Source organism: Streptomyces sp. NPDC058880 (assembly GCF_042742535.1).
Taxonomy (GTDB): domain Bacteria; phylum Actinomycetota; class Actinomycetes; order Streptomycetales; family Streptomycetaceae; genus Streptomyces.
Map to the genome: position 1 here is coordinate 70312 of NZ_JBHYMC010000019.1, position 25730 is coordinate 96041.

Sequence of the window (25730 nt, forward strand, 5' to 3'; positions counted from 1 at the left end):
CGCTACTTCGCGACCGCGGCGGCGAGCTTGGACAGCGGCTCGGCGAGCGCGTTGACGCCGTCCGAGAGCTCCTTGCGCTCCGCCTCGCCGACCTTGTCGTACGAGGTGAACTCGTAGGAGGTCTGGTCGGCGCGGTACTTGTCCAGAAGGGTGTTCAGGGCCGCGAACTGGGTGTCGAGCTGCTTGGACAGCTCCGGGTCGTTCTTCTCGGCGATCGGCTTGAGCAGCTCGTACGCCTTCTGCGCGCCCTCGACGTTGGCCTTGAAGTCGACCAGGTCGGTGTGGGAGTAGCGCTCCTCCTCGCCGGTGACCTTGCCGGTGGCGACCTCGTCGAGGAGCTCCTTGGCGCCGTTGGCGATCGAGGTGGGCGTGATCTCCGCCTCGCCGACCTTCTTCCGCCACTCGTTCAGGTCCGCGATCAGGGTGTCGGCGAGCTTCTTGTCGTTGTCGTCGATCTTGTTCTCGGCCCACAGGGACTTCTCCAGGCGGTGCCAGCCCGTCCAGTCCTTCGCCGGGTCCTGGCCGGCCTCCAGGCCGTCCTCGCGGACGTCGACCTTCGGGTCGATGTCGCCGAAGGACTCCGCGACCGGCTCGGTGCGCTCCCAGCCGATACGGGAGGGGGCGTAGGCCTTCTTGGCGGCCTCGACATCGCCGGCCTTGACCGCGTCCACGAAGGCCTGTGCCTTGGGGAGGGTCTCCTCGGCCTGTGCGACGACGTACGCGCGGTACGCGGTGACGGCGGCGTCCGCCTCCGGGCTGCGCTTCTCCTCGGCGGCACCCTGGGCGCCGGTCGCCTTGACCTTCTGGGCGATGCCGTCGCCCTTCATGCCGGGCTTGCAGACGATCTCGTAGTCGCCCGCCTTGATCTCGGCGGTGATGGACGCCTTGGTGCCCGGGCCGATGTTCTCGCGCTCGGTGACGATGCGGGCGTCCGGGAAGAGGACGTAGACCTCGGTGACCTTGGAGCCCTTGTTCTCGACGTCGATCTGTACCTTGCCGGCCGGGAACTCCGTCTTCGACACCTCGCAGGCGCTGTCGGAGGCCGCCACGCGGATCGCGTCGTCGCCCCCGGTGCTCTTCTGGGAGCAGCCGGTGGCGACGGTCAGGGCGGCCGCCACGGAGGCGGCGGCGACGGTGAGGCGGGCGGGGCGCATAGGGGGCTCCTGGGCGTCGGGCGAGGGCCGTCCCAAGGGGGGAGAGGCCAGTGAGGCGGACCTAACTTAACCGAGCCTTACTTCACCTATGAACCCGCGTGCAGTGATTCAGATCTCACGTTTCGGCCAGGGAAACGAGGCCGTCACGGACGTCCCACGGCAGACCCATGACAGGGTCAAGCGGAGGTCAAGAGGGCAGACCGTCCGGTATGCCGCCGGGCTCCGCGGCCCGTACGGGGACCACCAGCGGCGCTCCCGTGCGCGGGTGCCGGAGCACCTCTACGGGCTGCCGGTAGACCCGGCTGAGGAGGGTGGGCTCGAACACCTCGGCGGGCGGGCCGTGCGCGGCGATCCGCCCGTCGTGCAGCACGGCGGCCCGGTCCGCGTAGGCGGCGGCCAGTCCCAGGTCGTGCAGGACGACGACGACCGCGTCACCGGCCCGGGCCCGCTCCCGGCAGACGCGCAGGACGAGTTCCTGGTGGCGCAGGTCGAGGGCGGCGGTGGGCTCGTCGAGCAGCAGCAGCGGGGTCCGCTGGGCCAGTACGCGGGCCAGCGCGACCCGGGCCCGCTCGCCGCCGGAGAGCGCGGAGAACGGGCGCGCGGCGAACGCGGTCACCTCGGCCGCGGCCATCGCGGTGACGACGGCTTCCTCGTCCGCCGCGGCGAAGGGGGTGCCGGCCCAGGGGGCGCGTCCCATCCGCACGACGTCCTCCACTGGGAAGGGGAAGGACAGTGTGGCGGACTGGGGCAGGACCGAGCGGCGCAGTGCGAGGTCCGGGGCGCTCCAGCCGCCCGCCGGGCGGCCGTCGATGCGGACTTCGCCGGAGGAGGCCGGCAGGTCGGCGGCGAGGGCGCCGAGGAGGGTGGACTTGCCCGCGCCGTTGGGGCCGATGAGGGCGAGCACCTCCCCGGACCGTGCGGACAGCCCGATGCCGGCGAGCACCTCCCGCCCGCCGAGCCGGACGTGCAGGTCCACGGCTTCGGCGAGCACCGCACCCAGCGGCGGCCGGGCCGGGACGGCGCGGCGGCCGCGCGCGAACAGGCGGGCCAGCGGGCCCGGCCTGGTGGCGGTGGTGTCCGTGGTGGCGGTGGTGTCCTTGGTGACGGTGGTGCGGGTCACGCCCAGCCTCCTTGTCTGCGGCGGGTGCGGCGCAGTAGCCAGAAGAAGAACGGGCTGCCGATCAGGGCGGTCAGTACCCCGAGCGGTAGCTCGGCGGGCTGGGCGAGGGTCCGGGCGGCGAGGTCGCCCGCGACCAGGACCACGGCGCCGGCCAGGGCGCTGCCCGGGATCAGGAAGCGGTGGCCGGGGCCGTTGGCCATGCGCAGCAGGTGCGGGACGAGCAGGCCGATGAAGGTGATGACGCCGGCGACGGCCACGGCGGCCGCGGTGAGCAGGGCGACGACCAGGATGAGGGCCAGGCGCAGCCGTTCGACGTCGATGCCGAGGTGGCGGGCGGGCCGTTCGCCGAGCGAGAGCAGATCGAGCCGGCGGGCGTAGCAGGGGGCGATGAGCAGGCCGGCGAGGGCACAGGGCAGGACCGCGAGCACCTTGGGCCAGGTGGCCTGGGCGAGGGAGCCGAGCTGCCAGAAGGTGATCTGGTTGACCTGGCCGCTGTCCGCGAAGAACACGAACAGGCCGATGAGGGCGCCGGCGAAGGCGTTGACCGCGATGCCGGTGAGGATGAGCGTGACGACCTCCGTCTTCCCGCCGTTGCGGGAGAGGAGGTAGACAGCGCTGACGGTGGCCAGGCCCGAACCGAACGCGCAGACGGTGACGGTCCAGTTGCCGAGGAAACCCAGGCCGAGGGCGATGGCGGCGACCGCGCCGACGGCGGCGCCCGCCGAGATGCCGATGACGCCGGGCTCGGCGAGCGGGTTGCCGAAGACGCCCTGCATGAGCGCGCCCGCGCAGCCGAGGCCGGCGCCGACGAGCAGCGCGAGCACGATCCGGGGGAGGCGGACGTTCCACAGCACGCTTTCGGCGACCCGGTCGAGCGGTGCTCCGCCGAGGCCCAGGCGGTGCTGGGCGGAGGCGAGCACGTCCGCGGTGGGGATGCGGTAGGCGCCGGTTCCGGCGGAGATCAGGGCGAGGAGGAACAGGGTGGCGATGAGGGCGGCGGTGAGGAGCAGGGCCCGTCGGCCGCCGCGGCCGCCCGGGCCGCCCGCGCCGGGTTCGGCCGGTTCGGTGCGGGTGGGCGCGCCGGCGGAGTGCCCGGCGGCCTGCGGGGACCGCCCCTGACTGGTGGGTGCCGTCGTGCCGGTGTCGTGGGGGAGCGGCATCTCAGCCCTTGCCGTGGAGCTGGGTGATCAGGGAGGAGAGCACCTGGTCCGTGCGGGGACCGTAGTTGAGGAGGACGCCGTCGTCGACGGTGACCACGCGGCGGTCCATGCCGGCCGGGGTCTGTGCGACGCCCGGGATCTTCACCAGGCCGTCGATGCCGCCGACCGATTCGAGTCCCTTGGCCATGACCAGGATCGCGTCGGGGGCGGCGGCCGCCAGGGCCTCGCTGGTGATCGGAGTGAAGTCCTTGCCGAGGCCGGACTCCTTGCCGGTGTCGACCGCCCCGGCCGCCTCCAGGAGGGAGGCCGCGCCGGAATCCGAACCGCCCAGCAGATAGACGGAGGCGGTCCCCCGCAGGTAGAGGAAGGCCACTCGGGGCCGCTTGCCCGCGGCTGTGGGAACGTCCCTGCGGGCGGCGGCGATCCGGTCGGCGGTGCGCCGGTTCAGCTCCGCGCCGGCCTCCGTGACGCCGAGGGCCGCGGCCACGGCGTCGATTCGCTTCGGTACGTCCTCCAGCGCCTTGGCCGGGGCGACCACGAGGACCGGGATCCCGGCGTCGCGGATCTGCTGGACCGCCTCCGCCGGGCCGGTGGTGGTCTCCGCCAGCACCAGGGTGGGGCGCAGCGAGAGCACGCTCTCGGCGGAGACGTCGTGGCCGCGCGTCACCACCGGCAGCCGGGCGGCCTGTTCGAAGGTGGCCGTGACGTCCCGCGCGACGACCTGCCCGCCGAGACCGAGTGTGTGGACGATCTCGTTGAGGCTGCCGGTCAGCGGGATCACCCGCTCCACGGAGGTGACGGTGACCTGTGTGCCGTCGGCGGAGGGCACGGTCGCCGGCAGGGCGGGCCGCGGTGTCGCGGCGAGCGGCTCCACCCGGTCCGCGGCGGTGGCTGCGGCGGGGGTGGACGGGCCCGGGGGAGCGGTCGTACCCCCGCAGCCCGCCAGTGCGAGTGCCAGTGCCAGTGCCGCCACGGCAACTGCGCTACGGGAGAAGCGGTGTGACGGGGGCGTGGGCACGAAGGCACCGTCCTGATCGTCCGACGGAGGTTCTGGGGACCGGGGTGTTTTCATCCGCCCCAGACTTAGCTTAGGTTAGCCTAACCTTGCCCGCCAGACCCTGGAGGGGGCGTCCATGCCCGCGAGACCCGTCCGTACGCTCACCATCGCCCTGTTGGCGGGCCTGTTGGGGGCTCTGCTTCCGGCGACCGCCGCTCGCGCGGGCACCGTGCAGGGGGGTCGGCTCGACTGGGGCATCAAGTCGTCCTTCCAGAGTTATGTCACCGGCCCGGTGGCGAAAGGCGGTTTCACGCTGAAGGGCGGCGCCGCCACGGTCGGCGGGAGCCTGTTCCGCTTCCACTCGGCGACCGGCTCGTACGACCCCGGCACGGGCGCGTTCGAAGCCTCGTACTCCGGCGGGGTGGCCTTCCAGGGCCACCGGAGGCCCGACGGTGTGCACGAGCTGGACCTGACCGTCGGCAACCCCACCGTCAGGATCGGCGGCGGCAGCGGGACGCTGTACGCGGACGTGACCAGCAGGGCCAAGGACACCGGCGCGGTCAGCAGCCACCGTCAGGTGCCCTTCGCGACGCTCGGCGTCGGCGGGATCGACATGAAGGGCGGCACCACCCCGCTGACCCTCGCGAACATCCCGGTCACCCTGACCCCCCAGGGCGCCCAGGCGTTCGCCGGCTACTACCAGGCCGGCGCGCGGCTCGACCCCCTCTCGCTCTCCGCCGACGTGAGGACGGCCCCGGCGGCGGAGCCCCCGCAGCAGCCGTCCGCGCAGCCGGGCGCCACGGTCCGGGCGCCGCGGGCGCCGGGTGCCTTCGCCGACGCCGCCGTCGACTGGGGGGTGCGGCGTACCTTCCGCGAGTACGTCACCGGTGCGGTCGGCCAAGGCGGGTGGACCCTGGCCGAGGGGGCCCGGGACGGCGGCGCGCTGTTCCGCTTCCCGCAGGGCAAGGGCACCTATGACGGCCGGAACGGCACCCTTGACGCGGCCTTCGCCGGCACGGTGCGGTTCACCGGAGCCCACCTGGACCTGACGTTCGGCACCGTGGTCGTGAAGGTGGAGAACGGCAGGGGCGTGCTGTCCGCGGACGTCACCACGGCGGGGGCGACGGAGAACGCCGTCCCGCTGGTCGAGTTCGACGCCGCGGCCCTGAAGGCCGAGGGTGCGCTGGTCACTCTGACCGAGGCCCCGGCCACCCTCACCGAGGGCGGCTCCCGGGCCTTCAACTCCATGTACAAGGCCGGTACGGAGATGGATCCGGTCTCGCTGGCCGTCGCCCTCGACGCCACGGCGCAGCTGCCGGCCCTGCCCGACCTCGGTTCCACGGCCCCGCCCCCGGCGGCTCCCACTCCCGCACCGACGGCCGCCGCCGCCCCTGCCGCGGAGTCGGGGGGATCGTCGAACACCGGGCTCTACGCGGGCCTCGCCGCGGCGGCCCTCCTGTCGGCCGCCGCCGGAGCCTTCCTGGTGGCGCGCAAGCGCCGCGCGGACGCGTCTGCCGCGGCTGCCGCGGCCGCCCCGGCTCCGGCCCAGCCGCCCGCGATGCCGTCGGCCGCCGGGCCGGCAGCGGCTCCGCCGGCCGATGCCGCGCCCGCCGATGCCGCGCCCGGCGACGACGCCCCGTAGCGACCCGCCCCTGACCTCGCCCCGTTTCCCTTCCCTCCCCTTCCCGTCTCTCAGGAGTCCACCGCCATGTCGTCCATCCGCCGCCGGATCACCCTCGCGGCCGCCGCCCTGACCGCCGCCGCGCTCGGCGCCACCGCCTTCTGTCCGCCGGCCACCGCCGCGGGAAGCCCACCGGCCGGGCCGGTGAAGATCGTCGGCGGCACCCTCGACTGGGGCGTACTCGCCGGCTACCGCGCCTATGTCACCGGCATGGCCAAGGGCGCCGTCACCGTGGCCGACGGCGCCCGGCAGAACGCCGACGGCACCCTCCGCTTCGTCGAGCCGACCGGCCAGTACGACCCGGCCGGCGGCCACGTGGTGAAGGCGGCCTTCAAGGGCAGCGTCACCTTCTCCTCACCCGCCCCGCCGGCCGGCCACGGTTTCGAGGTCACGCTCTCCGACCTCCGCATCGACACGGGCACCAGGAAGCTGACCGCGGACGTCACCAAGTCCGGTACCACCGCCCAGGACGTGCCGCTGGCCACGGTCGCCTTCGCCGGCCGGTCGATGACCGGGCTGGCGACGACGCTCACCAAGGAGGCCGCGGACGCGTTCGGTTCGCCCGGGTACGAGAACAGGGCCGGTGACCCGCTCACCGCGAGCCTGGCGTTCGAGGAACCCGCTCCCGAGCCGACCCCGACGAAGCCGACGCCCACCAAGGACCCGACCCCCACCAAGGACCCGACCCCCACGGGGAGCCCCACCCCCACCACCAAGGACCCCGCCCCGTCGGCCGACGGCCCGCGGAAGATCCTGAACGGCAGGCTCACCTGGGGTGTGAAGGAGTCCTTCCGCCGGTACGTGCTGAGCGCGGGCTCGATCACCCCGGCCGGCGGCGCCACCGGGAACGGCGAGCTCTTCGACTTCTCCGCGGGCAAGGGCGAGCTGGACGGGGAGAAGCGGAGGCTGGACGCCTCCTTCGAGGGCGAGCTCCGCTTCCGGTATGCGGCCCACGGCATCGACATGACCTTCGCCGCACCCCGCGTCGAAGCCGCCGGTGCGACCGGCGTCCTGTACGTCGACGTCCAGAACGCCGCCGGCAGCCGCAAGGGCGTCGCCTTCGCCACGCTCGACCTGTCGAAGGCCGACTACCGGACCAGGAACGGCGTGCTGGCACTGGACCGCGTACCCGCCGCCTTCACCGCCGAGGGCGCTGCCGCCTTCGCCAACGACACCACCGGCTCGATGTACAAGGCGGGCGACCCGATCGACCCGCTCACCCTGTCCATGGCCGTGGACAAGGACGCCATCCTGCCGCAACCCGCGGGCGGCACCACCACGGGCGGTTCGCCGGGTGCCACCTCCGGCGGCACAGGCACCACCGCGGGCGGCGGCTCGGTCGGCGGCGGCTCGGCCGTCGGCGGTTCCGTCGGCGGCAACCTCGCCGCCACCGGTGCCGAGATCCCGGCCGGGGCGCTGCTCTCCCTCTCCGGCGCCGTCGTCGCGGTGGGCGCGGGTGCGGTCCTCCTCGCGCGCAGGCGCCGTACGGCCCGGTTCTGAACCGTGTTTGAATTCCCGGGTGAACGATCTCGATGTGCTGAGGGTCTTCTGCGCGGGTGACGGCCGCTACGGCAACCTGCTCGGTGTCGTGCGCGACGGCCGGACCTGCCCCGACGACGCGTCGCGGCAGGCCCTGGCCGCCGAACTCGGCTACAGCGAGACGGTGTTCGTCGACGACCCCGAGCGCGGAATCGTCGACATCCGCACCCCGGGCACGCGGATGTCCTTCGCGGGACACCCGCTGGTCGGGGTCGCGTGGTTGCTGGACATCGAGGAGCTCCAGCCGCCCGCCGGATCCGTATGGGCCCGTGACGACGGGGAGTTCACCTGGATCACGGCCCGGCCGGAGTGGGTCGAGGGCAAGCACACCCGGCAGTACGAGAGCGTCGCCGAGGTCGAGGCGCTGCCGGCGCCGCCGCCGGGCGAGGGCTGGCTGTACGCCTGGGCGTGGGAGGACGAGGCCGCCGGCCGCGTCCGGGCCCGGGGCTTCCCGCGTCGCCCCGACGGCGTCATCGCCGAGGACGAGGCCACCGGCTCGGCCGCGATCCTCCTGACGGCCCAGCTGGACCGCGCCCTGAACATCACCCAGGGCGCCGGTTCCCAGATCCTCACCGCGCCCGGCGCCGACGGCACAATCGAGGTGGGCGGACGCGTCCGCTTCGCTCCGCCCGCGGGTCCCGCGTAGGAGCTACCGCGGCGGCCGGGCGGGGTGTGGTGTGCACCCCGCCCGCACCCGCACCCGCCCCCGCACCCGCACCCGGCCACGGGTCACGCGGTGAGGCGGAACTCCTCGCCCAGTTCGCGGAAGACCGCGCCGTTGAAGTCGAAGGCGCGCCTGCACTCCTCGATGATGCGCTGCTTCTCCAGATCGTCCGCGGCGATCGCGTCCAGCAGCTCGCGGTAGGTCCGCTTGAAGGCCGCAGGGTTGGAGATGTCGGCGAAGACGTAGAAGCGGACGCCGTCGCCCTTGCGTGCGAAGCCCCAGGTGCGCTCCGCCTTGTCGCGGATGATCTGCCCGCCGGAGAGGTCGCCCAGGTAGCGGGTGTAGTGGTGGGCGACGTACCCGCCCGGCCACTCGGCCGCGCACTGGGCCACCCGTGCGGCGTAGGCCTCGGTCGAGGGCAGCGCCACCGCCTTCTCGCGCCACCGCGGGCCCAGCAGGTGCGCGAGGTCCCGCTCTATCTCCGCGACGCGCATCAGTTCGGGCCGGATGAACGGTCCCGCGATCGGGTCGTCCCTCAGGGAGTCGGCCGCCTCCTCCAGGGCCCGGTACACGAACCACAGCTGTTCGGTGTAGCGCGCGTACGCGTCCACTCCGAGCCGCCCGCCCAGCAGGTCGCTCATGAAGGTCGACGACTCGGCCTCGGTGTGCTGCTCGTGCGACGCGACGCGGATGACCGTAGAGAAGGCGTCCAAGGCGGACCTCCAGGAAAGAGGAAACGGGCGCGGCAGCAGTGCCGCCACGCCCGATACTCCTACTTAGGTTTACCTAAGTCAATGGGTTCCCGACGTCTTGTCGGTAAAGAGCCTCCGGCCCGGCCGCCGCCTACGGGAGGGTGAGGATGTCCGCCCCGGAGTCCGTCACCACCAGCGTGTGCTCGAACTGGGCGGTGCGCTTGCGGTCCTTCGTGACGACCGTCCAGCCGTCGTCCCACATGTCGTAGTCGTGGGTGCCGAGGGTCAGCATCGGCTCGATGGTGAAGGTCATTCCCGGCTCGATGACCGTGGTCGCGTGCGGGCTGTCGTAGTGCGGGATGATCAGGCCGGAGTGGAAGGACGAGTTGATGCCGTGGCCGGTGAAGTCCCGGACCACGCCGTAGCCGAAGCGCTTCGCGTACGACTCGATGACCCGGCCGATGACGTTGATCTGGCGGCCCGGCTTGACGGCCTTGATCGCCCGGTTCAGCGCCTCACGGGTGCGCTCCACCAGCAGCCGCGACTCCTCGTCCACGTCACCGCACAGGTAGGTGGCGTTGTTGTCGCCGTGCACCCCGCCGATGTACGCCGTCACGTCGAGGTTCACGATGTCGCCGTCGCGCAGCACGGTGGAATCGGGGATGCCGTGGCAGATGACCTCGTTGACCGAGGAACACAGCGACTTCGGGTAGCCGCGGTAGCCGAGCGTCGAGGGGTAGGCGCCGTGGTCGCACATGTACTCGTGGGCGACCTTGTCGAGCTCGTCGGTGGTCACCCCCGGCGCGATCAGCTTGGCCGCCTCCTCCATCGCCTGGGCGGCGATCCGGCCGGCGATGCGCATGGCCTCGATGGTCTCGGCCGACTGCACCTCCGGTCCGGTGTACGGAGTGGGCGCGGGCTTGCCCACGTACTCGGGCCGGCGGATGTTACCGGGAACGGAACGGGCGGGGGAGAGCTCGCCTGGTACGAGCAGCGACTGACCGGACATGCAAGCGAGTGTATCCAGCGGGGATGGGGCAGCATGGCGGGATAGAGCGGCACACAGCGGCTTGCGGAGGCATCGAGAGGAGCCTGGACGGCGATGGCCCTGTTCAAGAAGCGCCAGGTGGGCAAACCCGGCGAGTGGTACTACTGCCTGGTCCACCACAAGGTCGAGGAAGGCCCCGAGTGCCCGGCGAAGGACCGGTTCGGCCCGTACGGAACTCCCGAGGAGGCCGCCCACGCCATGGAGACGGCACAGGAGCGCAACCTCGAGTGGCAGAACGACCCCCAGTGGAACGACCGGACCCGCGAGGACGAAGAAGGCACGGGCACGGGCACGTCCGGCTGACGGGCCGGCGGAGGCCTACCAGCGGCTCGGCGGCGGAGCGGTCAGCCGGTCGGCCAGCCCCGCCAGCCGGTCCCGCAGCCGGCGGGACCCGCGCTGTGCCGGCAGGCCGTTCTCCCCGGCTGCCGCGCTGACCAGGTGCTGCACGGTGTCCAGGTCCAGCCCGGGGCCGCCGTCCGGCACCGACAGCGCGTCGTGCGCGAGCGTGCCCAGATCCCGGTCCCCGCCGTCCAGGGACAGTACGGTCGCCCCCGCGCGTCGGGCGTCGTGCACGCGCTCCAGCAGTTCCTCGCCGGGCTCCCGCGGTGCCACCACCAGCACCGTGTGTCCCCGCCCGGCCGCCGCCAGCCGGCCCAGCCCCACCGACAGGTGCGGCGGCGCCCCGGGCCGCACCCGGTGGCGCACGAGCGTCGGCGCCAGCTCCGGCCGGCCCGACCAGGCGGCCTCGTCGACCAGGTGGGCCGCCATGTGCCAGGGCTCGTACACCTCGGTCCCCACCAGCAGCAGCTTCCCGCCGACCGCGGCGACGGACCGGCGCAGCGAGCCGGCGAAGCGGCGCGCCTCGCCCGGCCACTGCGTACCGGCGAGCACCTCGCGCAGCAGGGCGACCCTGACGGCATCCATGCCCGCATCCTGCCGCATCGAAGCCGACACGGGGGCCGTTCCCGGCTCTTCGGCTGCGGGCTACCCGGCAGTACGCTCGCCCCCATGACTTCCTCAGACAATCCGCAGAAGCCGCAGGCCAAGGACCCCTGGGACCTGCCCGACGTGTCCGGCCTGGTCGTCGGCGTCCTCGGCGGCACCGGCGACCAGGGCCGCGGCCTCGCCTACCGGCTCGCCCGCGCCGGCCAGAAGGTGATCATCGGCTCGCGTGCCGCCGACCGCGCGCACACCGCCGCCGAGGAACTGGGGCTCGGCGTGGAGGGCGCGGACAACGCCGAGTGTGCGCGCCGCAGCGACATCGTCATCGTCGCGGTGCCGTGGGAGGGCCATGCCAAGACCCTGGAGGCGCTGCGCGAGGACCTCGCGGGCAAGCTCGTCGTCGACTGCGTCAACCCGCTCGGCTTCGACAAGCAGGGCGCCTACGCCCTCCGGGTCGAGGAGGGCAGCGCCGCCCAGCAGGCCGCCGCCCTGCTCCCGGACTCCCGGGTCACGGCCGCCTTCCACCACCTCTCGGCGGTCCTCCTCCAGGACGGGTCGATCGACGAGATCGACACCGACGTCATGGTCCTCGGCGAATCCCGCGCCGACACCGACATCGTCCAGGCCCTGGCCGCCCGCATCCCGGGCATGCGCGGCATCTTCGCCGGCCGCCTGCGCAACGCCCACCAGGTCGAGGCCCTCGTGGCGAACCTGATCTCCACCAACCGCCGCTACAAGGCCCACGCGGGCCTGCGCACGACGGACGTCTGACCGCCCCGCCCGGCGGTCCGGTCCGGTCCCGGACCGGACCGCCGGGCGCGTGCCGTGCTCAGCCCCGCCGGGCGGTACGGGCCTCGACGGCGCCCAGGTGGGCCACCACCCCGTGGTAGAAGCGGTCGACGGCGTCGTCGACGCTTCGGATGAAACCCGACTCGGTGTTGCCGCGGCTGTTGCCCATCCCCTTGATGAGGGTCAGACGGAAGCCTGCGATCGCGGCGCCGTCCTGCGGCAGCAGATCACCCGGCTCGGGCCGCAGGCGCTCCAGAGTGCCGCGCGGCCCGTTCTCGCCCTCCACCAGACTCTGCACGTGCAGATCCGCCGGCGCCTCGGCGAGCATGCGGATCAGCCGTTTCGCCGCCGCCAGCGGATAGGCCCCCTCGGCGGCCGGGACGTCCACGGAGGTGCGCACCTTCATCGTGCGCAGATCGGCGACGACTCCGATGACCGAGCGCGTCCCGTCGATGCGCAGTTCGGCGGCGAGCCGGCCCTCGGCGCACAGCGTCCGGGCGGCCGCCTCGCGCCTCGCCCGCGGATCGCTGCTGCGCCGGGCCCGCTGGACCGGCAGGGCCTTCTGCCCGAGTTCCCCGCCGAGGCGCAGGCACACCTGGCGGATGAGGCGCTCCCAGCTCTCCACCACGTCGACGGCGCGGACGTCGCCGATGCCGATGGTCTCGTCGTCGATGCCGTTGCGCACCGGCACCCATGCGGGACCCATGTTCTGGAACCCGTGGCAACCGGAGTGCTCGTGCTGCAAGTACTCCAGGAGTTCCTGCAGGAGCCAGGCGTGGGCCGCATTGCCGACCCCTTCGTGGCGGATCAGCATCTGCGCCTGGTGGGCGACTTCGGCCCACGACAGGTGCCACAGGCTGACCTTGTGCTTGCGCCGTCCGTCGATCTTGACATCCACCATGGGGGCCCCTTCGAGGGCCACGTCGTTGGAGAGCGTGATCACGGCCTCGTAGCCGCGGCGCGCCGCGATGTCCATGTACTGCTGGACCTGTTCGGCCTTGAGCGGATTGCCGTTCGTCTTCGTCTCCACCAACGCGGTCCACAGCTTTCCGGCCCGCTCCACCCTGATGACTCCGTCAGGGCGCTTCGGGGCGTCACCATGGGGCAGTGGCACCTCGGTGAACGTCTGCATGCGACCGGCGGGCGCACCGAACGCCGCGGTGAGGCGGCGTCCGAACTCCGGGACCTGGGCCATCACCGACAGCAGGACGGAGGTGGCCCGCACCTCGCGCTCCTTGTCGCTCTTGAGGGACGGGACCGGGAACAGCCGGGCGGTACGCCAGGAGTCGTTCTCGGCGAGCGACTTCTTGGCCACCCTGGGGAGGGTGACCTTCTTCCGCGTCGTACGGGGGCTGCGGCCCCGCGACTGGGTCGGTACGGGGGAGGCGCCGGGAGCGGGCTCCCCCGCGGCGGGCGGTGCGGGTGCGCCTGCCGTATCGGCCGGTGCACCCGCCGGGACCGGAGCGCCGGTGCCAGGTGCTGCCGCCTGCGCGGGAGCTCCGGACACACCGGACTGCTCCGCAGCGGCGGGAGCCTCCGCGGCCTCCGGTTCGTCGGCCTCCCCGTCGACGTCGATGCCGAAGTCCGTGGCGAGACCGGCCAGGCCGGTCTCGTAACCCTGCCCCACGGCACGGAACTTCCACTCCCCGCCCCGTCGGTAGAGCTCACCGAAGATGAAGGCCGTCTCCGCGCCCGCGCCCTCGATGGAGAATCCGACGAGGGCTTCGCCGGACCGGTCCGCGACCGTCATCCGCAGGTCGTCTAGGTCCCCGAACCTGGCGCCGCCGTACTGGCTCGCCGCCACCACGATCCGTGCGACGTCTTCCGGGACCGCGGTCAGGTCCACGCTGATGCGGTCCTCGTCGCCGTGGTCGGTCGGGGTCTTGCCGAGGAGCTGCACGCTTCCGTCGGCCGCCGCGGGGTTGTTGTAGAAGTAGAAGTCGTTCTCGCTGCGGACCTTGCCGTTCTCGTCCAGGAGCAGCACGGAGACATCGGCGTCACCGGCCCCCGAGGCACTGGTCCAGCTCAGGCTGACGACCACCGAGCCGGCGTCCTCGCTGAGCCCGGCCAGGCTGACGTTCGCGCCCTTTGAGATCTCCTGCATGCGGCATCCCCCCCACCTGCCCGGCGGCAGCCGTCGCGGGCGGCGCGGCCGGGCTGTTCTTTCTTTCGCGCTCCGGATGCGGCGCGTCACGGGCGAACGCTAACGCTGCGGGGGAGAGGGGGTCAGGCAAAGCCGGAAATGTATCGGAAGCCGCTGCGCGCGGCCCTTACGGCAGCACTGCGGGGCATGGGGGACACTGGAGGGGCTCTACCGCCTTCCGTGTCCCCGAGGAGCTCTTCCCATGCCCCGCCTTGCCGTCTTCGCCGTTGTCGTGTGCGTCCTTGCTGTGGCCGCGGCGGTCGTCGCCTTCGTGGAGGGCAGCTTCCTCGGGATCGTGTGGGTGCTGCTGGCGGGCCTCACGTCCAACATGGCCTGGTACTACATGCGCAAGGCCAAGGCCGAGAAGGCCGCCACCGCGCGCAACGTCTGAGCCGTCAGCACCCGGCGGCCGCTCGGGCGGCCGCCAGGGCCGTATCGAGCGCCTGATCCGCCGGAACCGGGACGTCGGGGACGACGCCGACGCCCTCCCAGTTGCCGCCCGTCACCGTGTTGATCGTCCGGGCGGTCGGCACCGCCACCAGGACGTGCTCGCCCAGCGTGTGCCGCTCCGTCGGGTGCGCGCCGCCCCGCGTGGTCTCCCCGACGAGCACGGCGCGGCCGTGCGCCTGGAGGGTGTAGGCGATGTCCTCGCCCCCGGAGAAGGTGTACGCGCTGGTCAGCACGTACACCGGGCGGTCGAGGAAGCGAGGCGCGGGCAGGTGCGCCAGCGTCCAGTACTGGCGGGTGGTACCGGTGGCGCGCTCGTAGATGTCGTTCAGGTGCACCTGGTCGTCGGGGAAGAAGTAGCTGCACCACATCGCGGCCCCCTCGGGTGAGCCGCCGCGGCATGCGCGCAGGTCCAGGACGAGCGCGGAGCCGTGGGCGGCCAGCTGCATGGCGGCGCCGATCACGGCGGCGCCCTCGTCGGCCGTCGCTATCAGGCCGAGGTCGACCAGGGTGACGCCGCCGTCCAGCCGCTCGACGCGCCGCACACCGTGGTTCTCGGCCCGCAGCGCCGCGAGGAACGCGGCCTTTCCGGCGTCCTGGTCCTGCGGTTCCAGCGACTGAGGCTCCTCGACCCACAGCAGCCGCAGGTGCTCGTCCGGGCACACCTCCTGGATGTGCGCCGTGACCGCCTCGCACAAGGCCCGTTCGTCCAGGCCGTCGTACTCGCCGGCCGCCAGTCGGCGCCGGATCGCGGCGTCGACGTCCACGGCCTTCTCGGGGAACACGTACCCTGCGCCGATCCGCTCAAGGGCCCGCTCGATGATCTCGTCGTGTGTCTGCACGGCGGGCCATGCTAGGTGCCGGCCGGGCCGGCGGTGAAAGGATTTTCCGCCGCCGGTCCGGCCCGCGCGGCTAGTCCTGCGGGACCGCGCAGATGCCGCTGCCCTCCTGCCAGAAGCGGTACAGCTCCCGGCCGCAGTACGTCTCCAGGTCCGACACGCCCAACGCCGACAGCACGCCGTCCACCGTGTCGAAGAAGACGACGTTGACCTGCGGGATCCACAGCAGCGCGAAGACGGCGATCAGGCCGAACGGCGCCAGCGGCGCCATCTCGCGCCGCACCCGGTACGACAGCCACGGCTCGATCACCCCGTAGCCGTCGAGGCCCGGCACCGGCAGGAAGTTCAGGATCGCCGCCGTCACCTGGAGCATCGCAAGGAAAGCGAGCGCGTAGCGGAAGGCCGGCGGTACCCCGTCCAGGGCGCCCAGCCAGAACGGGGCCGTGCAGACGACGGCGAAGGCCACGTTCGTCAGCGGTCCGGCCGCCGAGATCAGACTGTGCTTTCCGCGCCCCCGGATCCGGTCGCGCTCGATGAAGACCGCGCCGCCCGGCAGACCGATCCCGCCCAGGATCACGAAGACCACCGGCAGGACGATGCTGAGCAGCGGGTGGCTGTACTTGAGCGGGTCCAGCGTCAGGTAGCCCTTGGCACCGACGGTGAGGTCGCCGCCGTGCAGGGCGGTCCGGGCGTGTGCGTACTCGTGCAGGCAGAGCGAGACGATCCACGCCGACGTCACGAAGAGGAACACGGCGAGGCCGGTGCTGGTCGAGTATCCCGTCCACACCGCCCAGGCCGTGACCGCCATGACGGCGAAGACGCCGAGGAATACCGAACTGATCCGCCGCTCGTGGCGCGTGCCCTGATGACCCATGCCGGGAAACCTATCCCGGGCCATGCGGGGAAAACGGTTCGGGGCCGGGCCGGGCACCGGGGACAATGGGCCGGTGCGCTATGCGATTCTCGGCCCCGCCCAGGTCCTTCGCGACGACGGGACCCCCGTGGCCGTCGGCGGTGCCCGGCTGCGCGCGCTCCTGACCGCGCTCGCGCTGCGCCCGGGACGGGTGGTGCCGACCCGGCTGCTGGTCGAGCAGGTGTGGGACGGCGATCCGCCGGCCGACGCCGTCGCCGCCCTGCAGGCCCTGGTGGCCCGGCTGCGCCGGGCGCTGGGACACACCGCCGTGCTGTCCGCCGACGGCGGCTACCGGCTGGTCGCCGAGCGCGAGGACGTCGACCTGTACCGCTTCGAAGCGCTGGTCCGGGCCGGCGCCGAGGCGCGGGATCCGGCCGAGGCCGCCGCCTCGTACGAGGAGGCCCTCGCCCTGTGGCGCGGACCCGCCCTCGTGGACCTGCCCGATCCGGCCGTGGAAGCCGCGCGCTGGGACGCCGTACGGATGGACGCGCGCCGGGGCCGGCTCGCAGCGGCCCTGGCCCTCGGCGAGGCCGAGCGCTCCCTGCCGGAGCTGACCGCGCTGTGCGCACGGCAGCCGCTGGACGAGCCGCTGCAGGCGCTGCGGATCCGGGCCCTGCGCGACGCGGGCCGCCCGGCGGAGGCCCTGTCCGCCTACGACGAGGTCCGCCGCGATCTTGCCGAACGGCTCGGCACGGACCCCGGCCCGGCCCTGCGCGCCCTGCACGCCGAACTCCTGGCGCCTGCGGAATCCGGTCCGGGCACCGGGCCCGCGGCCGCCGTTCCGAGGTCCTCGCCCCCGGCCGGCGCCGAGCACCCGCCCCACGCCCCGGCCCCGTACGGCACCCCGGCCCCGCCCCAGCTTCGGGTCACGGCTGCGGTTCACGCCCCGGGCGGTGCTGCGGTCACGGCTGCGGACCCGGCCCGGCCCGGGGCCGCCGTCCCGCCCGCGCCCACCGCCACCCCCGCTCCGCCCGTTCGGGGCACCGGCAACCTGCGGGCCCGGCTGACCACCTTCGTCGGCCGGGAGGACGACATCCGCGTCATCGGCGACGATCTTGCGCGGGCCCGGCTCGTCACGCTCCTCGGGCCCGGCGGCGCCGGCAAGACCCGGCTCTCGCAGGAGGCTGCCGAGGCGCACGAGCCGCGCGGCGGATGGCACGACGGCGTGTGGCTCGTCGAGCTGGCCCCCGTCGACGACCCCGAGGACGTCGCCGAGGCCACCCTGACCGCCGTCGGCGCACGGGAGACCACGCTGCGCGGCGCCGCCGCCGAGGAACTGCGGGCGCTGACCGATCGCGGCGACGACCCCCTCGACCGGCTCGTCGAGCACTGTGCGCACCGCCGTCTGCTGCTGGTGTTGGACAACTGTGAGCACGTTGTCGAAGCTGCTGCGGCGCTTGCTGAACGCCTCCTTACGCAGTGCCCTGGTGTTCAGGTCTTGGCCACCAGTCGCGAACCCCTCGGTGTGCCTGGGGAGATGGTCCGTCCGGTGGAACCGCTGCCCGACCCGATTGCGCTGCGGCTGCTGGGCGACCGTGGGGCGGCGGCCCGTGCCGGGTTTGCGGTGGAGGAGGATCCGGTCGCCGCTGCGGAGATCTGCCGTCGTCTCGATGGGCTGCCGTTGGCGATTGAGTTGGCGGCGGCGCGGCTGCGGCTGTTGACCCCGCGGCAGATCGCGGATCGGTTGGACGATCGGTTCCGGCTGTTGACTGGTGGTTCCCGTACGGTCCTGCCGCGTCAGCAGACCCTGCGTGCGGTCGTCGACTGGTCTTGGGACCTGCTGGACGAGGCCGAGCGCGCGGTCCTGCGCCGGCTGTCGGTCTTCGCGGGCGGCTGTGACCTCGCTGCCGCCGAGGCCGTCTGCTCCGATCCGGCCGGGGACGGCGTCGCGGACGTCGCCGACACCCTCGGCTCCCTCGTCGACAAGTCCCTCGTGGTCGCCGCCCCCGCCCCCGACGGCACCGCCATGCGCTACCGACTCCTGGAGACGGTCGGCGAATACGCCGCGGAGCGCCTCGCCGAGGCCGACGACGAACGGGAGGAGACCACCGGCCGCCACCTCGTCCACTACCGCGAGCTCGCCCGGACCAGCGAGCCCCTGCTCCGCGGCCACCGCCAGCGCGAGGCGGCCGAGCGGCTCGCCACCGAGTACGAGAACCTCCGTACGGCGCTGCGCCGGGCCGTCGCCACCCGCGACGTGGACGAGGCGCTCTGCCTCGTCCACTCCCTGGGCTGGTACTGGCACCTGCACGACCAGCGCGCCGAGTCCCGGCACTGGGCGGAAGCGGTCGCGGCGCTCGGCCCCAACCCGTTCGCGGCGCCCGTCGTCCCCGCGGAGCCGGTGTACGGGCAGCTCGTGGACTCGCCGCCGCCCTACGGCAGAGAGGTGCTCACCGAGGCCTGGCGCGCCCTGCACCTGCTCCGGCTGGTGGCCCGGGACCAGACCAGCAAGGACTGGGACGATCCCGAGGTCCGGTCGCTGATCGACGGGGTGATCGCCGCGTACCGGCCCGGGCTCCCGCAGACCTGCCGCATGCCGGGCTCCCTGTGGATCTACGCCGTCATGATCGCGGGCAATGCCGAGCTGCTCAAGCAGGTCGTCGACGCGACCGTGGCCACCGCCCGCACGCTCGGCTGGAACTGGGAGCTCGCATCCGCCCTCCAGTTGCGCGCCAACATCCTCGCCAACCGCGCCGACTGGGCGGGCGACGCCTCCCGCGACGCGGACGAGAGCCTGGAGCTGTTCCGGGACCTCGGTGACGACTGGGGCTGCGCGGAGGCGCTCTCCGCCCGCGCGGAGTCCCGCGAGCGGCGGGGCGAGTACGCCCTGGCCGCCCGCGACTACCGCGAGGCGATCGCCTACGCCGAACGTCTCGGCGCGAAGGCGCAGGTGACGGTGTTGCGTGTGCGGATGGCCGGCGTGCTCACCGAGAACGCCGAGATCGCGGAGGCGGAGCGGATCCTGACCGACATCACCACCTCGGTGCAGCAGTCCGGCAGCGAGGCGATGCCCGCCGCCCGGATGTTCCTCGCGGGCATCCTCGGCCGCACCGGCCGGATCCCCGAGGCCCGCGTCCAGATCCAGGTGCTGCGCGAGGAGTTCGCCTTCGGCGCGTACGCCGTCTTCAACGTCTTCCTGCTCGCCACGACGGCTTGGCTGGACAACCAGGACGGCTGTTTCGAGGACGCCCTGCAGGGGATTCGCGACGCCACGTCCGCCTTCCTGCATCCGCTGGCGCTGATGGTCGCCCCGCACCTGCCCGCGACGTTCCTCCTGACGGCCGCCGTCTCGCTGGTGTCGCCCGGCGGACCGCAGCGGGAGTACGACGGCGCGCGGCTGCTCGGCGCCTATCACGCCCTGCTGCCGCCCGACCACTTCCCCGTGACCACCGAGCGCGAGGATTTCGCCTTCGCCGAGAAGCAGGCGCGGTCGGTGCTCGGCGACACGGCCTACCGGGCGGCGTACGCCGAAGGCGGCGGCCTCACGCTGGAGGAGGCCACCGCCCTGGTCTGACCCGTCCCCCGACCGGGGCCCGTCCGGGACGCGATCCGGAGCAGGCCGGCCGCGGGTCAGGTCTTCTGGCGGAACTTGCGGACCGCGAGCGGCATGGTGACCGCCGTGATGGCCAGCGACCAGACCAGTGTCATCCACACCGAGTCGCCGACGGGGGTGCCGTTGATCAGGGCGCGGGCGGCGTCCGCCAGGTTCGACAGCGGGTTGTAGTCCGTGAAGGACTGCAGCCAGCCCGGCATCGTGGACGGCGGGGCGAAGATCGAGCTGCCGAACTGCAGCGGCATCAGGACCAGCATCGCCATGCCCTGGACGGCCTGGGCGGTCTTCATGGTGAGACCGAGCAGGATGAAGATCCACATCAGGGCGCTGCCGAAGACGGCCGACAGCCCGACGGCGAGGAGCAGGTCCAGCATCGAGGACTTGATCGACAGGCCGAGCAGGAAGCCCACGCCCAGCAGGATCGTGATGGCCACCAGCATCCGGCCGAGCTCGACGACGATCTTGGCGAGGAGCACGGACGACCGGGCGATCGGCATGGACCGGAAGCGGTCCATCACGCCCTTCTTGAAGTCGTCGTTGACCCCGGTCCCCACCGCCATCGCGATGTTCATGCCCATCATGGCCATCAGGCCGGGGACCACGTAGTTCACGTAGTCGGCCTGGTTGCCCTTGCCGGAGATCGCGCCGCCGAAGACGAACACGAACAGCAGCGTGAAGATGATCGGCATGAACAGGACGTCGAACATCGACTCAGGGTCCTGCTTGATCTGCAGGGCGTTGCGGCGCACCAGGGCGCCGATGTGCCGCAGGTTGGCCCGTAGGCCGATCCGTCCCTCGCCGTGCCCGGCCAACGCCCGGGCCCGACCGGGGGCGGTGGGAGCCGGCTTCGTCGTGGTGGCGGCGCTCATGCCGCGACCTCCTCGGTCGTGTCGGTGGTGACGCGGTCCTCGGTGAACGTGGGCTTCTGGCCGGTGATGGCCAGGAACACCTCGTCGAGGCTGGGCAGGTAGGTGCCGAGGTCGGCGATCGCGTACCCGCGGGCGGCCAGCAGGCCGACCACGGCCGTCAGCTGCTCGTCGCTCAGGATCGGGACGAGGAGCACCCCCTCGTCCGGCACGGCCTGGGAGCCGGCCACGCCGTCCAGTCCGGCCTCGGCCAGCGAGCGGGCCATGCCCGGCAGGTCGGAGGAGGACACGGGACGGATCTTCAGGGTGCGGCCGCCGACGCGTGCCTTCAGCTCGTCTACCTTGCCGTTGGCTATGACCTTGCCGCGGTCGATGACGGTCAGCTCGCTCGCGAGCTGCTCGGCCTCCTCCATGTACTGCGTGGTGAGCAGCACCGTGGCGCCTTCCGCGACCAGGGACTGGACCTCGTCCCACACCTCGTTGCGGGTGCGCGGGTCGAGACCGGTGGTCGGCTCGTCCAGGTAGATCACGGCCGGCCGGCCGATCAGCGAGGCGGCCAGGTCGAGCCGGCGCCGCATGCCGCCGGAGTAGTGCATGGCGGCCTTCTTCGCCGCCTCGGTCAGGGAGAAGCGCTCCAGCATCTCGTCCGCGCGCAGGCGGGCTTCCTTGCGGGAGAGGTCGAGCAGCCGCCCGATCATGTAGAGGTTCTCCCAGCCGGAGAGCTTCTCATCGACCGAGGCGTACTGGCCGGTCAGGCCGATGGTGCGGCGCAGCTGCCGGGGCTGTCGGACCACGTCGAAGCCGGCGACGGTCGCCGTCCCGGCGTCCGGGACGATGAGGGTGGACAGGCAGCGCACCAGCGTGGTCTTGCCGGCGCCGTTGGGGCCGAGGACTCCGAGGACCGTGCCCTCACGGACATCGAGGTCGACACCGTCGAGGGCCCTGGTCTCGCCGTAGTGCTTGACCAGCCCCCGCACCTCCACGGCGTTGGGGTTCTTGTCGTTTCGCGTCATGCCCACCATGGGACCAGGGGCCACTGACAAAGCACCGACAGGCGACCGACAAAGGTACGACAGACATACGACAGCCCGCCGACGCGCCGGTAGGCGGTCGGCGGGCTGCCGGAGCGGGTCACCTCACGTCAGCGGGCGCGTCCGGGTCAGTGGAAGGCGTGCTGCTCCTGCGGGAACGCCCCGCCGACGACGTCCTCGGCGAAGGCCTTCGCCGCGTCCGCCATGGTTTCGCGGAGCTTCGCGTACTGCTTGACGAACTTCGGCATCCTCCCGCCGGTCAGGCCCATCATGTCGGTCCACACCAGGACCTGGGCGTCGCACTCCGCGCCCGCGCCGATACCGACCGTCGGGATGTGCAGGGACCGGGTGACCTCGGCGGCCAGTTCGGCCGGAACGAGCTCCAGCACCACCGCGAACGCACCCGCGTCCTGCGCCGCCTTCGCGTCGCGCAGCAGCTGGTGTGCGGCTTCGTCGCCGCGGCCCTGCACCCGGTAGCCCATGGCGTTGACCGACTGCGGGGTCAGGCCCAGGTGGGACATGACGGGGATGCCCGACTGCACGATCAGCTCCGTCTGGGCCAGCGAACGCTCGCCGCCCTCCAGCTTCACGGCGCCCACTCCGGCCTCCTTGACCAGGCGGGTCGCGCTGCGGAGCGCCTGCACGGCGCCCTCCTGGTACGAGCCGAACGGCATGTCGCCGATGACCAGCGCGCGGCTGGTGCCGCGTACGACGGCCGCCGAGAGCATGGTCATGTGGTCCATCGTCACCGGGACGGTGGAGTCGAAGCCGAGGTGGCAATTGCCCATCGAGTCGCCGACGAGGATGACCGGGATGCCGGACTCGTCGAAGACGGACGCGGTCATCGCGTCGTAGGCGGTGAGCATGGGCCACTTCTCGCCGCGTTCCTTGGCGAGGGTCAGGTCGCGGACGGTGATGCGCCGGGTGCCCGTGCCTCCGTACAGGGTGGGGGAGGCCGCGGCTGCGGGTTCGCGGGCAGGCGAAACGGCATGCGTCATTGCAACTGCTCCTTGTGTCATCTCGAGGCACCCTCACGGTGTCCCCGGACTCACCCACCATGGTGGCATCCCCGGGGCCGTGGGCGGAAGTGGTGCGCCGGGCACGCCACGCCGGGCACGCCAATGTGCGCGTTTCGTGACAAGCGGAACCCGCTGCGTACGGCCGTTCGTCCTTCCGGACGTGCGACCGCGACGAACGGTCGTGATGTACGGCACGGAAGGCTCCGCTTCATCGCCTAGGGTCAGGAGGCGGGGACGGAGCGCGAGCACGGCAGTGAGGGCAGCGGCATGGCACAGGCGTACAGGACGGAACCGGGGAGCGGCGGCTCGGAGCGCGAGCCCTCCGGGTCCCGTTTCCGGCGCCGGCTGGCCGGTCTGAGCAGGGATCCGGGGATCTGGCGGCGTGGACGGGTCCTCGCCGCGATCGCCGTGCTGCTGTCACTGGTCATGATCTTCCATGCCGAGCTGCCCAACGACGTGGGCAACCTCGGCAGCCTCACCGAGACGTTCCTGCCGTGGCTGGGCCTGGCGGTTCCGTTTCTGCTGGGGGGCGCGTTCTTCCGCCGGTCGGCGACCGCTCTGGTCGCGGCCCTGCTGCCCGCCGTGGTCTGGCTGAATCTTTTTGGCGGCCTGGTCTTCGACAAGTCCGGCACCGGCGGCGACCTCGTCGTCGCCACCCACAACGTCGACGCCGACAATCCCGACCCGGGCGGCACCGCCGCCTCGGTCGCCCGCTCCGGGGCCGACGTCCTGGCCCTCACCGAGCTCAAGGGCAGCGTCGTCCCCGTCTACGAGAAGGCCCTGGCGGGCACATACAAGTACCACGCGGTCGAGGGCACGGTCGGCCTGTGGAGCAAGTACCCACTGAGCGGCAGCGCGCCCGTGGACATCCGGATGGGCTGGACGCGGGCCATGCGGGCCACCGTGGCCACCCCGCAGGGCGAGGTCGCGGCGTTCGTCGCCCACCTCCCCTCGGTCCGCGTCAAGCTGAACGCGGGCTTCACCGCCAACCAGCGCGACAACAGCGCCGACGCGCTGGGCGCCGCACTCGCCGCCGAACCCCTGAAGAAGGTCGTCCTCCTCGGCGACCTGAACGGCACCATGAACGACCGCGCGCTGTCCGAGGTCACCTCGCAGATGCGCTCCACCCAGGGCGCGGCGGGCGACGGCTTCGGCTTCAGCTGGCCGGCACAGTTCCCGATGGCCCGCATCGACCAGATCCTGGTCCGCGGGATCCGGCCCGAGGCCTCCTGGACCCTGCCCCGCACGGGGAGCGACCACCTGCCGGTCGCCGCGCGGCTGACGGTCGGCACGTAGCGGCGCGGGCACGGCGGCGCGCGGGGTCCCGCCGGCGGGCGCCGGTCCGGGGCCCCGCCCGCGGCGCCGCGCCCCTACGCCCGCTCGCGCCAGCCGTTCGTGATCGGCAGCCGGCGGTCCTTGCCGAAGCCCTTCGCGGAGATCTTCGTGCCCGGCGGGTACTGGCGGCGCTTGTACTCGGCCGTGTCGACCATCCGCAGGATCTTCGCGACCAGCTCGGCGTCGAAGCCGGAGGCCACGATCTCCTCCAGACCCTGGTCCCGGTCCACGTACAGGGCGAGGATCGCGTCGAGTACCGGGTAGTCCGGCAGCGAATCGGTGTCCACCTGCCCCGGACGCAGCTCGGCGCTCGGCGGCTTCACGATCGAGTTCTCCGGGATCGGCGGAGTCTCGCCGCGCTCGGCCGCGGCCCGGTTGCGGTAGCGGGCGAGCCGGAAGACGTCGCTCTTGTAGAGGTCCTTGATCGGGCCGTAGGCGCCGACCGAGTCGCCGTACAGGGTGGAGTAGCCGACGGCCAGCTCCGACTTGTTGCCGGGGGCCAGCACGATGTGGCCCTCCTGGTTCGAGACGGCCATCAGCAGGGTGCCGCGCAGCCTGGACTGCAGGTTCTCCTCGGCCAGGCCGGTCAGGCCCAGCGAGTCCATGTAGGCGTCGAACATCGGCTCGATCGGCACGGTGCGGAAGTTCAGGCCGGTGCGCTCGGCCAGGTCGGCCGCGTCGCCCCGGGAGTGGTCCGAGGAGTACTTCGAGGGCATCGAGACGCCGTACACGTTCTGCGCGCCGACGGCGTCGCAGGCCAGCGCGGCGACGAGCGCGGAGTCGATGCCTCCGGAGAGTCCGACCAGGACCGAGCGGAATCCGTTCTTCTTCACGTACGCGCGCAGGCCCACCACCAGCGCGTCGTAGACCTCCTCGTCGTCGTCGAGCCGGTCGGCGTAGCCACCGGTCACGACCGGCTCGTACGGCTCCACCGGATCCTCGGACAGGACGACGCGGTCGATGCGCAGGCCGTCGTCCACCAGGCCCTCGGGGGCGTCGGCGCGCGCGGCGGGCAGATCGAGGTCGACCAGGACGCAGCCCTCGGAGAACTGCGGGGCGCGGGCGATGACCTCTCCGTCGGCGCCGACGACGATCGAGTCGCCGTCGAAGACCAGCTCGTCCTGGCCGCCGATCATCGCCAGGTAGGCGAGGGTGCACCCGGCCTCCTGGGCGCGCTTGCGCACCAGTTCGAGGCGCAGGTCGTCCTTGTTGCGCTCGTAAGGGGAGGCGTTGATCGAGACCATCAGCCCGGCCCCGGCGGACCGGGTGGCCGGAACCCGGCCGCCCTCCTGCCAGAGGTCCTCGCAGATGGCCAGGGCCACGTCGACGCCGCGCACCCGGATCACCGGCTGGGTGTCGCCCGGCACGAAGTAGCGGAACTCGTCGAACACGCCGTAGTTGGGCAGGTGGTGCTTGGCGAAGCGCAGCACCACCCGGCCGCGGTGCAGGACGGCCGCCGCGTTCTCCGGGGAGCCTGCCGGGCGCCCGAGGCGGGGCGTCGCCCTCTCGGTCCGGTCGAGGTAGCCGACGACGACGGGCAGTTCACCGAACCCTTCGTCGGCCAGTCGTTCCGCGAGTGCGTGCAGGGCGCCGCGGGAGGCCTCGACGAAGGAGCCGCGCAGGGCGAGGTCCTCGACGGGGTACCCGGTCAGCACCATCTCCGGGAACGCCACCAGGTGGGCGCCCTGCTCGGCGGAGTGCCGGGTCCAGTGGACGACCGAGTCGGCGTTGGCGGCGATGTCGCCGACGTGCGAGTCGATCTGATTCAGAGCGAGGCGTAGTTGAGGCACGGGGCCCA

Annotated in this window: 22 protein-coding genes; 8 read left to right on the forward strand and 14 right to left on the reverse strand. The window is 72.7% G+C overall.

What is annotated here, in order from left to right:
- Positions 1-2 precede the first annotated feature (2 nt).
- The 4 genes from efeO to ACFW2G_RS14270 all read right to left on the reverse strand — a co-directional run bounded on the left by efeO (position 3) and on the right by ACFW2G_RS14270 (position 4452).
- Positions 3-1154 (reverse strand): iron uptake system protein EfeO, encoded by a 1152-nt coding sequence (efeO, locus tag ACFW2G_RS14255; protein ID WP_037927299.1) that lies wholly within the window; start codon positions 1152-1154, stop codon positions 3-5.
- Positions 1155-1341: 187 nt separating this feature from the next.
- Positions 1342-2205: a heme ABC transporter ATP-binding protein gene (locus ACFW2G_RS14260; RefSeq protein ID WP_384585240.1), complete on the reverse strand. Its 864-nt coding sequence runs from the start codon at positions 2203-2205 to the stop codon at positions 1342-1344.
- A 65-nt stretch (positions 2206-2270) separates the two neighbouring features.
- Complete coding sequence (locus tag ACFW2G_RS14265) at positions 2271-3434, reverse strand: FecCD family ABC transporter permease (RefSeq protein ID WP_384585231.1); 1164 nt, start codon at positions 3432-3434, stop codon at positions 2271-2273.
- Position 3435: 1 nt separating this feature from the next.
- Positions 3436-4452: a hemin ABC transporter substrate-binding protein gene (locus tag ACFW2G_RS14270; protein ID WP_384452446.1), complete on the reverse strand. Its 1017-nt coding sequence runs from the start codon at positions 4450-4452 to the stop codon at positions 3436-3438.
- Between the two features lie 115 nt (positions 4453-4567).
- On the opposite strand from ACFW2G_RS14270, the gene ACFW2G_RS14275 reads away from it, so the two are divergent.
- The 3 genes from ACFW2G_RS14275 to ACFW2G_RS14285 all read left to right on the forward strand — a co-directional run bounded on the left by ACFW2G_RS14275 (position 4568) and on the right by ACFW2G_RS14285 (position 8297).
- The gene (locus ACFW2G_RS14275; protein ID WP_384585234.1) at positions 4568-6073 is read left to right on the forward strand and encodes an HtaA domain-containing protein; all 1506 of its coding nucleotides are present in this window, start codon (positions 4568-4570) and stop codon (positions 6071-6073) included.
- Positions 6074-6139: 66 nt separating this feature from the next.
- Complete coding sequence (locus ACFW2G_RS14280) at positions 6140-7612, forward strand: HtaA domain-containing protein (protein WP_384585236.1); 1473 nt, start codon at positions 6140-6142, stop codon at positions 7610-7612.
- Positions 7613-7631: 19 nt separating this feature from the next.
- Positions 7632-8297, forward strand: a complete 666-nt coding sequence (locus tag ACFW2G_RS14285) for a PhzF family phenazine biosynthesis protein (RefSeq protein ID WP_106967674.1) — start codon at positions 7632-7634, stop codon at positions 8295-8297.
- A gap of 83 nt (positions 8298-8380) precedes the next feature.
- Here the strand turns inward: ACFW2G_RS14285 and ACFW2G_RS14290 are convergent, their stop codons facing one another.
- The gene (locus tag ACFW2G_RS14290) at positions 8381-9028 is read right to left on the reverse strand and encodes a heme oxygenase (biliverdin-producing) (protein ID WP_384452455.1); all 648 of its coding nucleotides are present in this window, start codon (positions 9026-9028) and stop codon (positions 8381-8383) included.
- Between the two features lie 130 nt (positions 9029-9158).
- Entirely contained in the window at positions 9159-10016 is an 858-nt protein-coding gene (map, locus tag ACFW2G_RS14295) for a type I methionyl aminopeptidase (RefSeq protein WP_037927284.1), read from the reverse strand.
- A 93-nt stretch (positions 10017-10109) separates the two neighbouring features.
- Here map and ACFW2G_RS14300 point away from each other — a divergent pair, with 93 nt between their 5' ends.
- On the forward strand, positions 10110-10358 hold the full coding sequence (locus tag ACFW2G_RS14300) for a hypothetical protein (RefSeq protein ID WP_037927283.1): 249 nt from the start codon (positions 10110-10112) through the stop codon (positions 10356-10358).
- A gap of 15 nt (positions 10359-10373) precedes the next feature.
- On the opposite strand, the gene ACFW2G_RS14305 is transcribed toward ACFW2G_RS14300, so the two are convergent.
- Positions 10374-10979 (reverse strand): hypothetical protein, encoded by a 606-nt coding sequence (locus ACFW2G_RS14305; protein ID WP_037927280.1) that lies wholly within the window; start codon positions 10977-10979, stop codon positions 10374-10376.
- A gap of 84 nt (positions 10980-11063) precedes the next feature.
- On the opposite strand from ACFW2G_RS14305, the gene npdG reads away from it, so the two are divergent.
- Positions 11064-11768 carry an NADPH-dependent F420 reductase gene (gene npdG, locus ACFW2G_RS14310; RefSeq protein ID WP_037927278.1) on the forward strand — a complete coding sequence of 235 codons (705 nt, stop codon included), beginning with the start codon at positions 11064-11066 and terminating at the stop codon, positions 11766-11768.
- A gap of 58 nt (positions 11769-11826) precedes the next feature.
- Here the strand turns inward: npdG and ACFW2G_RS14315 are convergent, their stop codons facing one another.
- Complete coding sequence (locus ACFW2G_RS14315) at positions 11827-13890, reverse strand: TerD family protein (RefSeq protein ID WP_384452462.1); 2064 nt, start codon at positions 13888-13890, stop codon at positions 11827-11829.
- Between the two features lie 241 nt (positions 13891-14131).
- Here ACFW2G_RS14315 and ACFW2G_RS14320 point away from each other — a divergent pair, with 241 nt between their 5' ends.
- Positions 14132-14320, forward strand: a complete 189-nt coding sequence (locus ACFW2G_RS14320) for a hypothetical protein (RefSeq protein WP_037927275.1) — start codon at positions 14132-14134, stop codon at positions 14318-14320.
- Positions 14321-14324: 4 nt separating this feature from the next.
- On the opposite strand, the gene ACFW2G_RS14325 is transcribed toward ACFW2G_RS14320, so the two are convergent.
- Together ACFW2G_RS14325 and ACFW2G_RS14330 are read right to left on the reverse strand one after the other, a co-directional pair.
- Positions 14325-15218: a S41 family peptidase gene (locus tag ACFW2G_RS14325; RefSeq protein ID WP_384452465.1), complete on the reverse strand. Its 894-nt coding sequence runs from the start codon at positions 15216-15218 to the stop codon at positions 14325-14327.
- A 70-nt stretch (positions 15219-15288) separates the two neighbouring features.
- Positions 15289-16089, reverse strand: coding sequence for a site-2 protease family protein (locus ACFW2G_RS14330; protein ID WP_384452468.1), 801 nt, complete (start codon positions 16087-16089; stop codon positions 15289-15291).
- A 22-nt stretch (positions 16090-16111) separates the two neighbouring features.
- On the opposite strand from ACFW2G_RS14330, the gene ACFW2G_RS14335 reads away from it, so the two are divergent.
- Positions 16112-19642, forward strand: coding sequence for a BTAD domain-containing putative transcriptional regulator (locus tag ACFW2G_RS14335; RefSeq protein WP_384680931.1), 3531 nt, complete (start codon positions 16112-16114; stop codon positions 19640-19642).
- A 56-nt stretch (positions 19643-19698) separates the two neighbouring features.
- Here ACFW2G_RS14335 and ACFW2G_RS14340 read toward each other — a convergent pair whose 3' ends face one another.
- The 3 genes from ACFW2G_RS14340 to panB form a co-directional block, all read right to left on the reverse strand.
- Positions 19699-20550, reverse strand: a complete 852-nt coding sequence (locus tag ACFW2G_RS14340) for an ABC transporter permease (protein ID WP_384583167.1) — start codon at positions 20548-20550, stop codon at positions 19699-19701.
- Complete coding sequence (locus tag ACFW2G_RS14345) at positions 20547-21569, reverse strand: ATP-binding cassette domain-containing protein (protein ID WP_370466550.1); 1023 nt, start codon at positions 21567-21569, stop codon at positions 20547-20549. Before ACFW2G_RS14345 ends, ACFW2G_RS14340 begins: the two co-directional genes overlap by 4 nt.
- A gap of 137 nt (positions 21570-21706) precedes the next feature.
- The gene (gene panB, locus ACFW2G_RS14350) at positions 21707-22576 is read right to left on the reverse strand and encodes a 3-methyl-2-oxobutanoate hydroxymethyltransferase (protein WP_384583170.1); all 870 of its coding nucleotides are present in this window, start codon (positions 22574-22576) and stop codon (positions 21707-21709) included.
- Positions 22577-22864: 288 nt separating this feature from the next.
- Here panB and ACFW2G_RS14355 point away from each other — a divergent pair, with 288 nt between their 5' ends.
- Positions 22865-23893: an endonuclease/exonuclease/phosphatase family protein gene (locus ACFW2G_RS14355; protein ID WP_037927262.1), complete on the forward strand. Its 1029-nt coding sequence runs from the start codon at positions 22865-22867 to the stop codon at positions 23891-23893.
- Between the two features lie 74 nt (positions 23894-23967).
- On the opposite strand, the gene ACFW2G_RS14360 is transcribed toward ACFW2G_RS14355, so the two are convergent.
- Positions 23968-25722: an NAD+ synthase gene (locus ACFW2G_RS14360; protein WP_037927258.1), complete on the reverse strand. Its 1755-nt coding sequence runs from the start codon at positions 25720-25722 to the stop codon at positions 23968-23970.
- Between the last annotated feature and the right edge of the window lie 8 nt (positions 25723-25730).

Excerpts from the sequence above, each read along its gene's own strand:
- efeO (WP_037927299.1), bottom strand. The coding sequence starts at position 1,154 with ATGCGCCCCGCCCGCCTCACCGTCGCCGCCGCCTCCGTGGCGGCCGCC.
- ACFW2G_RS14265 (WP_384585231.1), bottom strand. The coding sequence starts at position 3,434 with ATGCCGCTCCCCCACGACACCGGCACGACGGCACCCACCAGTCAGGGG.
- ACFW2G_RS14275 (WP_384585234.1), top strand. The coding sequence starts at position 4,568 with ATGCCCGCGAGACCCGTCCGTACGCTCACCATCGCCCTGTTGGCGGGC.
- ACFW2G_RS14280 (WP_384585236.1), top strand. The coding sequence starts at position 6,140 with ATGTCGTCCATCCGCCGCCGGATCACCCTCGCGGCCGCCGCCCTGACC.
- map (WP_037927284.1), bottom strand. The coding sequence starts at position 10,016 with ATGTCCGGTCAGTCGCTGCTCGTACCAGGCGAGCTCTCCCCCGCCCGT.
- ACFW2G_RS14300 (WP_037927283.1), top strand. The coding sequence starts at position 10,110 with ATGGCCCTGTTCAAGAAGCGCCAGGTGGGCAAACCCGGCGAGTGGTAC.
- ACFW2G_RS14305 (WP_037927280.1), bottom strand. The coding sequence starts at position 10,979 with ATGGATGCCGTCAGGGTCGCCCTGCTGCGCGAGGTGCTCGCCGGTACG.
- npdG (WP_037927278.1), top strand. The coding sequence starts at position 11,064 with ATGACTTCCTCAGACAATCCGCAGAAGCCGCAGGCCAAGGACCCCTGG.
- ACFW2G_RS14315 (WP_384452462.1), bottom strand. The coding sequence starts at position 13,890 with ATGCAGGAGATCTCAAAGGGCGCGAACGTCAGCCTGGCCGGGCTCAGC.
- ACFW2G_RS14320 (WP_037927275.1), top strand. The coding sequence starts at position 14,132 with ATGCCCCGCCTTGCCGTCTTCGCCGTTGTCGTGTGCGTCCTTGCTGTG.
- ACFW2G_RS14330 (WP_384452468.1), bottom strand. The coding sequence starts at position 16,089 with ATGGGTCATCAGGGCACGCGCCACGAGCGGCGGATCAGTTCGGTATTC.
- ACFW2G_RS14335 (WP_384680931.1), top strand. The coding sequence starts at position 16,112 with ATGCGGGGAAAACGGTTCGGGGCCGGGCCGGGCACCGGGGACAATGGG.
- ACFW2G_RS14340 (WP_384583167.1), bottom strand. The coding sequence starts at position 20,550 with ATGAGCGCCGCCACCACGACGAAGCCGGCTCCCACCGCCCCCGGTCGG.
- ACFW2G_RS14345 (WP_370466550.1), bottom strand. The coding sequence starts at position 21,569 with ATGGTGGGCATGACGCGAAACGACAAGAACCCCAACGCCGTGGAGGTG.
- panB (WP_384583170.1), bottom strand. The coding sequence starts at position 22,576 with ATGACGCATGCCGTTTCGCCTGCCCGCGAACCCGCAGCCGCGGCCTCC.
- ACFW2G_RS14355 (WP_037927262.1), top strand. The coding sequence starts at position 22,865 with ATGGCACAGGCGTACAGGACGGAACCGGGGAGCGGCGGCTCGGAGCGC.